Origin of the sequence: Janthinobacterium svalbardense (assembly GCF_002327145.1) — a bacterium.
Taxonomy (GTDB): Bacteria; Pseudomonadota; Gammaproteobacteria; order Burkholderiales; family Burkholderiaceae_D; genus Janthinobacterium; species Janthinobacterium tructae.
This window is the reverse complement of record NZ_CP023422.1, coordinates 2,393,024-2,407,033: the sequence shown is the minus strand read 5'-3', so window position 1 is coordinate 2,407,033 and position 14,010 is coordinate 2,393,024. Positions and strand designations below refer to the sequence as shown.

General features: G+C 62.5%; 4 protein-coding genes. All 4 read right to left on the bottom strand.

From position 1 onward, the window contains the following. Positions 1–22: 22 nt before the first annotated feature. A complete protein-coding gene (locus tag CNX70_RS10790) occupies positions 23–2,335 on the bottom strand; it encodes a chitinase C-terminal domain-containing protein (protein ID WP_096234688.1) in 2,313 nt (770 codons plus the stop codon). A gap of 103 nt (positions 2,336–2,438) precedes the next feature. Beyond that, complete coding sequence (locus tag CNX70_RS29110) at positions 2,439–3,866, bottom strand: glycoside hydrolase family 19 protein (protein ID WP_279629351.1); 1,428 nt, start codon at positions 3,864–3,866, stop codon at positions 2,439–2,441. Positions 3,867–4,156: 290 nt separating this feature from the next. Continuing rightward, positions 4,157–4,999 (bottom strand): sulfotransferase family protein, encoded by an 843-nt coding sequence (locus tag CNX70_RS10780; protein ID WP_096234686.1) that lies wholly within the window; start codon positions 4,997–4,999, stop codon positions 4,157–4,159. Positions 5,000–5,153: 154 nt separating this feature from the next. Continuing rightward, complete coding sequence (locus tag CNX70_RS10775; RefSeq protein WP_096234685.1) at positions 5,154–13,994, bottom strand: YDG domain-containing protein; 8,841 nt, start codon at positions 13,992–13,994, stop codon at positions 5,154–5,156. Between the last annotated feature and the right edge of the window lie 16 nt (positions 13,995–14,010).

Below are 14,010 nucleotides of genomic sequence, written 5' to 3'. Positions count from 1 at the left end.
TGTTTACCCTACCGGATGCAACTTACGGCAGCGCCACCGGCAATTCCGGATACTCTTGCGTCAACGCATATTTGGTGCCGCCCACGGTCACCGTGTAATTGGCCGGTCCCGAGATCGGCAAGCGGTAATTCAAGGTCAGCGCCACGGAGCCGCCCGGCGCCAGCGATTGCCAGGCGGGAATCGCAAAGCGGGCGCGGTTGTAGTTCTTCGTGAAGCCGCCGATATTGTTCGGCCCCGTGTAGCCGGCATTGATCACCGTCAAGCCGAAGCCGGACTGGTCGCTCATGTCCGATGGCGCCGACACGGGATAGTCGAACTCCACCACGGTGCCGCCCGGCAAGGTCGACGTGGTGTTGTTCTTCACCGTCATCACGGGGTTGATGGGAAAGTTGTTGTCGCCCAGCTTCCAGCCGCCCAAAGTGATGCTGACGTTGGCCGCCGTGGCAGGCATGGCGATTTCGGCGCGCTTGTTGCCATACACGCCAGCCGTGCGGAAGGCCTGGTACAGCACGTCCGTCAGGGTGGTGCCCATGAAGTACTCGCCCTTGCCGCCATTGCGCGTGGCATCCCAGGCATAGTCGCCCGCCATTTCCCAGATCATCACGCCGCCGATATTGTTGTTGACGATGTACTGGGCCTTGGCCGCGATCGACTGCGTGGTTTCCGTGGAAATGAACACTTTTTTGGTTGCATTCCACAGCCACGGCGCCACCATGGTGCTGCTGTAGTACGGCACATACGTGCCCACCAGCGCCTTGTCCGTGACTTTATACGCGTCGAGGTAGCTTGGAACTATGCCGTTTTGCAAGTTCAGCGCATGCCAGATGGGGTTGCCGCCACCGGGCGTGGGTTTGCCTTGGGAGTCGAGGTCGTACCACACGTTGTCGATGCCGGTGGCGCCCATGCCGCAGGTTTTCACGCCCGCGCAGGTGATGGTGGAATTGGTCAGCGCCGTCGTACCCCACAGGCCGTTGGTGCCGCCCGTCACATCCTTCCAGCCCCGCGTGTAGAACGGCACGCCGATATTGATGCGGCCCGCCTGCATGGCGCCCCGGTAGTAGCGATAGGCCCAGTCCGTGTTCAGGTAGCCGATGTTCTGGTACTGATAAGCGTTGCCGGCACGCAATTCGCCATCGTTGCCATCGTCAAACAGCGCCGCGTTCGGTCCCACATACTGGTTCCACGCGCCGTGCAAGTCATACGACATCAGGCTGGCGTAATCGAGATATTTCAAGCCCGACATGTTTTCCTCGCCACGCAAGACCCAACCCGAGGCGGAACCGGCAATGGTGAGCAGATAGTATTTATTGTCCTGAACGGCCGCTTCGTCGAGTTTCTGGCGCAGCACTTTCAGCAGCACGTTGTAGCTCGTCATCAAGCCGGCCAGGCGCGGTTTCGAGACGGCGAAATCGTTCGGATTGCCCGCTTCATTGTTGGTGGTCGGATGTTCGTAATCGACGTCGACGCCATCGAAGAAGTTGTACTGGCGCACGAAGGCCACCATGGAATCGGCCAGGGTATTGATGCCGGCCGTGTTGACGCTGCCGTCCGCATTCGTCGTGGCCGTGTAGAAGCCGCCGCTGCCGGCCCAGCCGCCCACGGAAATCATCAGTTTGACGCCCGGATACTTCTTCTTGTATTGCGCCAGCAGGTTGAAATGGCCCTGGTATGGCAAGGATGGGTCCATGGCTGCGGCCGGCACATTCGGCCAGGTGAGGCCCGTGTCGGGATTGGCCGCACCGCTGCCGATGGCGATTTTCGAGGTGGCCGGATCGACGGAAGCAAACGCATAGTTCAGGTGGGTGATCTTGTCCCACGGCAGATTGTTCACCAAGTAAGTCGGACTGCCATCGACGCCCGTGCGCCAGCTGGCGAAATAGCCGACGATGCGCCGGTTCAAGCCATTGCCCAGCACTTCACGGCCATTCACATCGTACACCTTGCAATACGGCACATTCGGCACGGCCGAGATCAAGCCGTCGGGCCGGCAAGCCGTGGGCGTAGGCGTTGGTGTCGGTGTCGGTGTCGGTGTCGGTGTCGGCGTCGGCGTGGGCGTCGGGGTTGGCGTTGGTGTCGGCGTATCCGTCACGGCCCATGGCCCCCACTGGTCGGTGGCGCTGGGGACATTGCCCTGCGTCCACCACTTGGCCTTGTAGCTGACGCCTTGATACAGCACGCACTGGCCGCCCGTATAGACGGTGGCGGCATCCCAGACGGCGCACGCTTCCACGGTGGCGAGCAAGGTGTTTGGCGTGGCGGTCGTGCCTTCCTGGCCGCCGCCGCAAGCGACGAGCACGCCGCTGAGCAGGGCCATCAATAATGCATTCGATTTCATGAGGTGTCTGTCTCCGTTATGGTTATACATCGAGAGCTGTTGCAGGCCCCTATGGGGGCTCTTGTCAACTGTTATCCCTGGCCGGCTTGTACTGCTTTTGCTGCTACTGCAACTTCACATTCCAGTTGGCTTCCACGCATTTCACGTAGTTCCCGGCCAGCAAGGCGCTGTACGGCGTCTGATAGCTGACCAGCTGGCATTGGTTCTCGCCACCGGCGCTCCAGTTCTTTTCCCAATAGATGTTGTAGGAAGCGGAACTCGCCGGGGTGAAGCGCTGCATGTTGGCGCACGACAATTGTTCACCCGAATAATCCCAACCCATGTCGGTGGCAAATTGCTTGTAGTAATCGATGCGGTTTTGTGCGGCCTGCTTTTCCGTGCCCTGCCCGCACTCGGCATTGATGATCATGATGGTGGTGGCAAAGTTATTGCCCGCACCGGCTGTCGTATCGGCCGCGTTCGGCACCCAGGTACCATCGAGCACATGCAGCATCGACGGTTTCGGCGGTTGCGGATAGACAAAGAAGAACGTGGCCGAGGCCAGGTTCAGCCAGGTCGAGGCGACGAGGTCCGGGTTTTTCAGCAGTACCGTTTGATCGCCATCATGCATGGCTTGCGAAAACGGACCGTAGTTGTAGTTGTACGACAGCTGCTTGGCGCCGCGGCCAAAGTATTTCTTGAAGCTGCCATCGGCGTTCTTGCCGCAGGTCCATACCTTGTTGAAGACGGGATCGGCGCACTCGATGTTGTAGCCGCAGCCGGCGCCCGTCTCGTCGCAGCCAAGTTCGCGCAGATACTTCAAGCCCTGGCGCCATTGCGGCAAGGGGCTGCTGGCATTATGGTCACCCGTCTCTTGCCCGAAGTGGGCAAACATGGTGGCCAGGCTGTGGCGGCAGATGGCATCCGCATTGCGCCCGTCGCCGTAGTCATCGCACACGGCGGGGAATTTCGCCACGGCTTGCAGGAAGCGCTGGTAGGTGTAGCTGGCGTCGCGCGCGGCAAAATAGTACTCCCACTTCGCCGCCGGCAGCAGGCGTTCAACGCGCTTGACGTTGAGCGGATTGCCGGCCAGGCCAGGCTGCACGGCTTCGACGGCCGTATTGCCCAGGGTACGGATCGAGGCCTTGACCTTGCGGAAGAAATCATTGTTCGTCAGCGCCGCCTCGTTGGCCTCGGCCTGGGCCTTGGTGGGCACGCCTGGCGTGGGTGTCGGTGTCGGGGTGGGCGTCGGTGTCGGCGTTGGAGTCGGGGTGGTGGAATCGAGGCTCCACGGCCCCCATTGGTCGTTGCCCGGCGCCGTGCCCTGCACCCACCATTTGGCCCGGTACACCTTGCCGTCATACACGGTGCACTGGCCCGCCGTGTAGACGGCGCTGGCGCTCCAGGCCACGCAACTGTCGCTGGCGGTGGTCGCGGCCAGCAGGGTCGGCGGGGGTTCGGTGGTGGAATTGCCGCCGCAAGCGAGCAGCGCGCTGCCCAGCAGGCCAGCCATGAATGGCGTGGCCAGCCGGCTTGATTGCCGTGTCTTCACATTGTCTCCTGAACGTTATACGAAAACTATCGAAGTAGCTTTTTATGTTGTACGTAAAGAAAGCGCAGCGCAGCATCGGCTTTCTGCACAGAGAATGCGACGCCGAAAATTGGTAGTCAAGTGGTTTTATATAACGGTATTTTTTACAATACCAGTGACTTCAGAAGGTACGGCTACGGCGCGACAAGCGAAGAGTGAAGGAGAGAGAGAAAAGCGGAGTTTGCAGCAAAACCGGCAATACCGCACCGGCAGCGCCGCAGCAAGTGGTATTAACACTGCCGTAGGTGTTTTCAGGCCGATGGCGTTGCCGCGCGCTGGTGTTGCGGATAATACAGTTCATAAAACCAGTCATACGCGCTTTCGATCTGCGCCTGGATGCGCGGGGGAATCGCATGCAGCTTCGGCACGCTGATGGTCGCCTGCTGGCGGTGCGTGTATTTCATGCGGTAATGGCTGTCGCTTTCCTGTATCCCCACGGCCAGATTATGCGGATCGATCTGCCATGGCGCCAGGCCCAGCCACGCATACAGGTGCGACATGCATTCCACCGGCCGCGCCATCAAGTCTTCGAAACGCACGAAATACAGCTTTTTCTGCACCTCGACCGGCAGGTCCAGCACGGCATGCAGCGAACTCAGGGGAGCGCCTATGGTGCGGTCCTTGGCAAACAACATGTCGGCACGGCCCAGGCGGTCGAAATCGGCCAGGTGATCGACGAAGTCAAGCAGGATGGTGCGCTGGTGCTGCGTCTCGATGGAGCCATAGACTTGCCCCAGCTCGCGCACGCAGACGATGATTTTCGCTTCCGGCGCCAGTTGCAGCAGCATCTCCACGCAGTGCAGCCAGGCGCGGTTCTTGTCCACCACGCCCTGCTTGCCGCAATCCTGGTACCAGCCGCGCAGGAAGCCCTGCATGGCCGTTTTCAGATGGCCGTAACTGGCATCGAAGGTGCTGTCGAGCTGCGACAGGAAAAAAGAATCGTCGCTGACCATGCGCCGCATGCCCAGCAAGGCGTTGCACAGGGGCGAGCTATTGCCTTCGCAATGCAGGTCGGGATGCTGCGCCAGTAACTGGCACAGCAAGGTGGAGCCAGCGCGTGGCAAGCCGGCCACGCCGATGAAATGGGATGTCATGCGATGGTACTTTCTGTTCAACGCTGCTCTTCTGACGGAAAACAAGGATGGTGCAGCCATTATAAGAGTGATGCGATGACGCGACGGCATAAAAAATGCCGCTTCGAAACACGAAGCGGCACTCCGACGCCACCATAGGGTGACGCAGCGGGCTTTACTGGCTTTCCTGGCGCGTGTTGCCGCCAGCTTCGACCGGCAAGCGCAGGCCGCTGTCGACCACGCTCAGGCGCAGGCCTGGCAGGACATTGCTGACGACATTGCCGGCCAGTTGCACCACCGGCGCGCCGCCTGCGTTACCCTTCTCTCCCTCGCGCGGCGCCTCCTGCGTGGCGGCGGGCTTGCCGGGTGCCGCCTCGCCACTGACGATCATGTCTGCCTGCACCATATTGCCCTGCGATGGTGCCACGGCAACGGCCGCGATCGCGCTGGCGACTGCGCTTTGCAGCGCTTCCGTCGGCTTGACTTTCAGCACGCCGTCCACATAATTCAAGGCGTAGTTGTTCGACGCCTGGCCCGATGCCGATACCAGATAATTGCCGGCCACGGATGCCGTCGTCGCCGGCGTGCTGAACGCCAGGTTGCCACTCACTTCGGCGGCCACGGTGTCGCCACCGAGCAGGCCGCTGTAGCCGGCGCTGAAGTCGGGGTTGGCGCGCCCCTGGTCTTTTTCACTGTTATCGACTTTGACCGTCAGCGCTGCCTGCGAGATCGTGGCCGTGGTGCTGGCGCTGGTGTTGACCACGTAATTGCCCGCATCCGTGCCGCTCAGGCTTATGCCTGCCACCGTCACCGTCTTGCCCACGCCCGCATTCTTGTCGCTGAAACTGGCGCCATTGCTGGCAATACTCAGCTGATCATTGCCGATGCGGTTGTCGCGCAAGGAGACGGCGGCATTCGTGGTGGCGTCATACACTTTGTTGACGCCGCTGGCGCTGACCGTCAGGGCGGCTGGCGTGATATCGGCCGTGGTGCTGGCCTGACTGCTGGCCAGCACATAGTTGCCCGCATCGGCACCGGCCAGGCCCAGACCGCTGATGGCCACGGTCTTGCCCAGCGCCGCATTCTTGTCGCTGAAGGTGCCAAGAACCGGTCCACTACCCAGGCTCAAGGCATCGCCAGCCACCATGCCATTGAAGCTGGCGCCCGCCAGGTTCAGGCTGGCCGCCGTACCACCGTCATACACCTTGTTCGCTGCCACGATACCGGCAATGGCGCTGATGGTCGCCTTGCCGATATCGGCCCGCACCCCGCTGGCATTGCTGAAGGCATAGTTGCTGGCCAGGCCAGTGCCGTCCGTGACCGTCGCGCCCGTGACATTGACCACCTTGTTGCTGCCCGCGTTCTTGTCGCTGAAGGCGCCTGTCTGGTTCGCAAGATTCAAGCTCAGCGTTTCCATGCCGACCAAGCCGCTCAAGGCGCCGCCCGACAACGCAGCCTGCTGCGTGCCGTCATAGTCCCGGCTCGCCGCCGTCACGCCCGTCACCGTCAACGCCTTCGGCGTGATAGTGGCCGTCACTCCGCTGGCATTGCTGAAGGCATAGTTGCTGGCCAGGCCAGTGCCGTCCGTGACCGTCGCGCCCGTGACATTGACCACCTTGTAGCTGCCCGCGTTCTTGTCGCTGAAGGTGCCTGTCTGGTTCGCCAGATTCAAGCTCAGCGTTTCCATGCCGACCAAACCGCTCAAGGCGCCGCCCGATAGCGCAGCCTGCTGCGTGCCGTCATAGTCCCGGCTCGCCGCCGTCACGCCCGTCACCGTCAACGCCTTCGGTGTGATAGTGGCCGTCACTCCGCTGGCATTGCTGAAGGTGTAGTTGCTGGCCAGGCCAGTGCCGTCCGTGACCGTCGCGCCCGTGACATTGACCACCTTGTTGCTGCCCGCGTTCTTGTCGCTGAAGGCGCCTGTCTGGTTCGCCAGATTCAAGCTCAGCGTTTCCATGCCGACCAAGCCGCTCAAGGCGCCGCCCGACAAGACCGCATCGAGCGTGCCGTCATACACGCGGCTGCTCGCGCTCACGCCGCTGACGGTCAACGCCTTTTGCTCAATAGTGGCCGTCACGCCAGTGGCGTTGCTGACCGAATAATTGCTGGCCAGCCCAGTGGCATCGACCAGGGTCGCGCCCGTCACCGCGACGGCCTTGCCCGTGCCTGCGTTCTGGTCACTGAAACTGCCCACCTGCCCCGTCAATCCCAGCGTTTCACCGCCCACCAAGCCATCCAGGGTACCGCCGGACAGGCTGGCCTTGGTATTGCCGTCGTAGGTCTTGTCGCTGGCCAGCACGCCGCTCACCGTCAAGGCTTTTTGCGTGATGCCGGCCTTCACGGTGGTCGGATTGCTGACCGTGTAATTGCTGGCCAGCCCCGTGCCGTCGGCCAGGCTGCTGCCGCTGACGACGATGGTTTTGTTGCTGCCTGCATTTTTGTCGCTGAACACGCCCGTTGCGCCAGACAGCAGCAGCGTTTCACCGCTGACCAGACCCGACAGGCTTCCACCGGACAAGGTCGCGTCGAGCAGGCCGTCATAGACTTTGTTGCTGGCCGTCATACCCGTCACCGTCAGCGCCTTGGGCGTGATGTTTGCGCTCAGTCCGGTTGGGTTGCTGATCGTATAGTTGCTGGCGAGGCCGCCATTGCCACCGTTGACCAGCACGGAACCACTGCCCGTCACCGTCTTGCCGGTGCCTGCGTTCATGTCGTCGAAAGTGGCCACCAGTCCCGTCACGCCCAGCGTTTCCGAACCGACCAGGCCGCTGATCGAACCGCCCGACAAGCTCGCCTTGGTGTTGCCGTCGTAGACTTTATTGACCGCCGACATGCCGACGATCGTCAGCGCCTTCGGCGTGATATCGCCGCTGCCGCTGCCGGTGCTGAGCGTCAGATTGTAATTGCCCGCATCCGTGCCAGCCAGGGCGATGCCGCTCACGGCGACTGTCTTGCCGCTGCCGACATTCTTGTCGGAAAACGCGGCCGTCGTCGCGCTGAACGACAGGCTGTCGCCGCTGAACATGCCATTGAACGTGGCGCCGCCTGCATTGATGGTGGCCTTGGTGTTCGCGTCATACACCTTGCTGTTTGCCGTGATGTTCGTCACGCTGCTGATGCTTGCTTTGCTGATATCGGCCGTCAGGGCGCCCGGATTGCTGACCGTATAGTTGCTGGCCAGCCCAGTGCCATCGGTCAGAGTCGCGCCGCTCAAGCTCACGCTCTTGCCCGTGCCCACGTTCTTGTCGCCAAACACCCCCGACAAGCCGGACAGGCCCAGGGTTTCCCCGCCCACCAAGCCGCTCAAGGTACCGCCCGACAAGACCGCATCGAGCGTGCCGTCATACACGCGGTTGCTCGCGCTCACGCCGCTGACGGTCAACGCTTTTTGCGCAATAGTGGCCGTCACGCCAGTGGCGTTGCTGACCGAATAATTGCTGGCCAGCCCAGTGGCATCGGCCAGGGTCGCGCCCGTCACCGCGACGGCCTTGCCCGTGCCTGCGTTCTGGTCACTGAAACTGCCCACCTGCCCCGTCAATCCCAGCGTTTCACCGCCCACCAGGCCATCCAGGGTACCGCCGGACAGGCTGGCCTTGGTATTGCCGTCGTAGGTCTTGTCGCTGGCCAGCACGCCGCTCACCGTCAGGGCTTTTTGCGTGATGCCGGCCTTCACGGTGGTCGGATTGCTGACCGTGTAATTGCTGGCCAGCCCCGTGCCGTCGGCCAGGCTGCTGCCGCTGACGACGATGGTTTTGTTGCTGCCTGCATTTTTGTCACTGAACACGCCCGTTGCGCCAGACAGCAGCAGCGTTTCACCACTGACCAGACCCGACAGGCTTCCACCGGACAAGGTCGCGTCGAGCAGGCCGTCATAGACTTTGTTGCTGGCCGTCATACCCGTCACCGTCAGCGCCTTGGGCGTAATGTTTGCGCTCAGTCCGCTTGGGTTGCTGATCGTATAGTTGCTGGCGAGGCCGCCATTGCCGCCATTGACCAAGGTCGAGCCGCTGGCGATGACGGTTTTGCCGGCGCCGGCATTCTTGTCGGAAAAACTTGCTGAAAGTCCCGTCACGCCCAGCGTTTCCGAACCGACCAGGCCGCTGATCGAACCGCCCGACAAGGTCGCCTTGGTGTTGCCATCGTAGACCTTATTGACGGCCGACATGCCCGTGATCGTCAGCGCCTTCGGCGTGATATCGCCGCTGCCGCTGCCGGTGCTGAGCGTCAGATTGTAATTGCCCGCATCCGTGCCAGCCAGGGCGATGCCGCTCACGGCCACCGTCTTGCCGCTACCGACGTTCTTGTCGGAAAACGCGGCCGTCGTCGCGCTGAACGACAGGCTGTCGCCGCTGAACATGCCATTGAACGTGGCGCCGCCTGCATTGATGGTGGCCTTGGTGTTCGCGTCATACACCTTGCTGTTTGCCGTGATGTTCGTCACGCTGCTGATGCTTGCCTTGCTGATATCGGCCGTCAGGGCGCCCGGATTGCTGACCGTATAGTTGCTGGCCAGCCCAGTGCCATCGGTCAGGGTCGCGCCGCTCAAACTCACGCTCTTGCCCGTGCCCACGTTCTTGTCGGCGAACACGCCGCTCAAACTGGACAGGCCCAGGGTTTCCCCGCCTACCAGGCCACTCAGGGTACCGCCGGACAGGGCCGCATTGAGCGTGCCGTCATACATGCGGTTGCTGGTGGTGACACCCGTGATGGTCAGGGCCTTGGCCGTGATATCGGCCAGCGCGCTACCCGTCGTGCCGGCAAGGATATAGTTGCCCGCATCGGCGCCACCCAGGAACAGACCGCTGATGCTGACTGTTTTTCCGCTGCCGGCATTCTTGTTGTCGAAAGTGCCCGTGCCGCTCAACGTCAGCGCATCACTGCCGATCTTGCCAGCTAATACAGCCGCGCTGGTGTCGAGCGCAGCGCCAGTCAAGCCGTCGTAGACCTTGCTGCCGGCCAGGATGCCGCTGATGCTGCTAATCGTCGCCGGCGTGATGTTGCCACTCACGCCAGTCAGCGGCGCCAAGATATAGTTGCCGGCCGCGCTGCCGCCGAGGGTGGCAGTCGCATTCACGGCGATGCCATTGCCGACATTCTTGCTGGCATAGGTACCCAGCAAAGAGAGCAGGTTGACATTGCCAAGATCACCGGCCAACAGGCCCGCCAACGTGCCGCCGCTGATGATGGCGGTGGTGTTGCCGTCATATACCTTGTTGCCGGCGCCGGCGCCGTTCAGGCTAAGCTGGCGCTGCGTGATCACCAGTCCGCCATCGATATAGCTGACCGCATAGCCGGACTGCCCGCCCGACGAGTACAGACCGCTGGCCGACACGCCATACGTGCCCGCATTCAAGGCGCCCGTGGCGTCACCCGCATACACGGGCGTGCCCAGCAGGCTCGCGCCTGCCACTGTATTCGAATACGTGACACTATTGCTGCCACCGGCATAGGCCACGCCGTCATACACCTTGCTGTCATAGGAAACACGCACGGCGATCTGCTGCATGAACGAACGCAGGAAAGGCGCGCTCTGGCCATCGTAGGCGACCCACATCTGGCCCAGTTCCCAGCCTGCGCCCGTATAGTTCGACAGCGTCTTGAGCCCGCTCGTGGTCACGCTCGTGCCGCCGGCGCTCGTTGCCTTGCCGCTGGCCGTGATATCCCAGTAACTGCCCGTGACGCTGCCCGCGCCCGTACCGACCAGGCCGCCGCCAGCGCCGCTCACGCTGCCATTCGCATAGCTGGTGGCGACGCTGCCGCTGTTGTTGCCCAGCAAGCCGCCTGTGCCGCTGCTGCCAGTTACCGCGCCGCTGGCATAGCTATCCTTGATGGTGCCTGTGCCAGTGTTGCTGCCCACCAGGCCGCCAACGTTGTTGGCGCCCGTGACGGCGCTGGTGGCAAAGCTGCCGCTGACGCTGCCGCCGTTCGTGCCGACCAGGGCGCCCGTATTGTCGCCACCACTGATCGTGCCGCCAGACAAGCCCACATTGGCGATCACGCCGCCGCTACCGACGACGCCAAACAGGCCCACGCCCGCCACGCCCGACTTGATAATATTCAGATTGGAAACAATATGCCCGGTGCCGTCGAGGCTACCCGTGAAGGCCGACCCTGCCGTGCCGACCGGGATGAAGCCCGTACTGCCCCACACGTCGTTGCCGTTCGCGGCCGTGCTGGCTGCGCTGAAGCTGCTGCCCAGCGTGTAGCTGGCGGCCTTGCTCATCGCCATCAATTGCAGCTGGTGCGTGGAATTGATGGTATTCGACCATTCCGACGCCAGCATCGGGCGTGTGCCGGCGCTGGCGCCATTGATGGAACCGTCGCCGCTGACGATGACCCAGTTGTTGCCCGCCGCACCGGCCGTGGTGGTGAAATTGAAGCCCACATAATTGCTCGGTACCAGCATCTGCGCCGCGCTCAATCCTTGGGCAACGGTGCTTGCGCCATTACTGACCACGCCAACGGCGGTTGCTGTCGGATTCAGCGTGCTGTTGAAGTAGGCACGGACAATGGAACCAGCATTGTGATCGCCGACAATGGCGCCAACGCTTACGCCGGTCGTCGTGAGCTTGCCCGAATAATATGCATTGGTGAGGGCAACACCAATGTTGTAGCCCACCACGCCGCCCACGGTGGAGTTGCCCGTCACATTGCCGGTGGCATAGCTGTTGCTTATCGGGCCAGCAGACACCCCGACCAGGCCGCCGAGATTATTCGTCCCGGTCACATTGCCGGTGGCATAGCTGTTCGTTACCGCGCCGCTTTCTATCCGGCCCAGCAAGCCACCCAGGCCGGAAGCTCCCGTGACATTGCCCGTCGCATAGCTGTTCGTGACCGTGCCTCCGGCCGTGTTAATGGCCGCCAGGCCGCCGCCATAGCTGCCGCCCGTACCGCCGACGCTGACGGCGCCCGTGGCATAGCTGTCGCTGATCGTGCCGCGGTTGTACACGGCCAGACCGCCGGCTAAATAACTGCTCGAGCTGGTAGCGGCCGAACTGGAACTGCTCTTGATCAAACCACCGGCAGCATTCACGCCGACCAGGCCTGCAGCGGCGCCAAAGCCATAGTCAAACCTGATATTCGTCGCTGCGACCGTCCCTGCCGCGCGGCTGTTGCTGATCGTGCCCGCATTGGTGCCCACCAGTCCGCCCATATTGACGTAACCGGCGCCATGCACGGCGCCGCTGCTGCTCACATTGTTGACCGTGCCCGCATTGTAGCCAGCCAGCGCGCCTACATCCGTGTAGGTGGCGCCAGACACGGCTTGCGAACCCGTGATATTGACATTACTCAAGCTCAAGTTGCGCACGCTGCCGGCCAGGCCAATATTGCCGAACATGGCCGCCGGCGTCTCGGCGCGGTTGATGGTCAAGCCATGCAGTTCATGGCCCAGGCCATCAAACTTGCCAGTGAATGGCGTGCCGGCGCTGCCGATCGGCACAAATCCTCTGCCGCTGTCCCAGCTGCCCGTGACACTGGCGTCAATATTGCTGCCCAGCACATAGTTGCCAGACAAATTGCCCTGCAGGCCCTGCACATCGTTGCCGGTAGTGCTGTTGAAAGCGCCGAGGCTGTTGATGACCTGATACACGGTCACGCCGCCATCGCTGCCCAGCTTGGTGCTGAAGTTATTACCCGATGGCAGATCCACTTCCGCCTTGACGTTGTAGGTGGCCGGATTGCTGGCGGCGACGCCGCTCTGGCCGTATTCCAGCGCCAGGCTGGCCGTGCCCGAGCCGCGCATGGCCTTGTTGATATTGATATTGTTTTGTGCCGTCAGGGTCAGCTTGTTGGCCGACCAGTTGACGTTATCGTTGACGTTGATGTTGCCTTGCGTGCCGCTGCCGCCCGAGATGCTCTGGATCTGCACGTTGCCAGACTTCAAGGAATTGCTCAGGAAGGTACCCGTCATGTCGCCGCCGGAGACGGCGATATTGAAGTCCGTGGGATCGATCAGCCAGGTGCCTGACATTCCCTTTGCCGACGCCGTGGTCACCTTCAGCGCATCATCGATCTTGACGTGCGCGGCCGAGGTGTCGACAAAGCCGCCATTGCCGCTGACGGGCGCGCTGGCGTCGAGCGTGCCGCCCGCGTTCACCGTACCGGTCTGCATGTCGCCCAGCAACTTGATCGTGCCACTGCGCGTATCGATCGTCTGCGCCTCGATCACGCCCGTGTTGTTGACGACGGTTTTCAGCAAGTCGCCGGCCGCCTGCGCGCTCAGTACCACGCTGCCGCCGTCCGCCCGGATCATGCCGCCATTGTTGACCAAAGCGCCCACGGCGCCCGCGTTGACGGCGACATTGAGCAAGCCGTCGCCCGCCACGTCGAGCGTGATGGCGCGGCCCGCCGCCAGGGCCACCGAGCCCAGGCGTGCCTGGATCGTGCCCTCGTTCGACACGTTGGCGCCCAGCAAGGCCACATAGCCGCCCGGCGCGCTGATCGAGCCCTGGTTCAGGACTTTACCCGTGCCGTTGCCGCTAAATTGGTACTTGCCGGCCATGAAATCGGCGTTGTTGATATCCAGGGTGGACGCCACCAGGCCCGCCGTGTTCACGGACGCGCCCTGGCCGAACAGCACGCCGTTCGGGTTGACGATAAACACCTTGCCGTTGGCCGACAGGTTGCCGAGGATGGTCGTGCCATCGCTGCCCAGTACGCGGTTCAGGGCCACCGCATTGCTGTTCGGCTGCACGAATTGCACCGACTCGCCCTTGCCGACATTAAAACTGGCCCAGTTGATGACGGCGTTCTGGCTGCCCTGCTTGATCACCGTGGCGCCCGGCGTGCCGTTGATCGTTGCCTGCCCCGCCACCAGCGTGCCACCTGTGGGCCCCGCCAGGGCCAGACTGCCGTAGCCCAGCATCAGCGCCGCCGCCATGCTGGTCAAGGCAAAATGCGCGCCGCCCCCGCTGCATCCTGGCATCGAACGCTTGCCGGCGGATTTGACGTTTTCGGAAACGGCGGCATACGCGCCGGTAGCCTGGTTCCAGATGGAGCGGTAGATGCGGTTCATGGCGGTGTCCTGATTT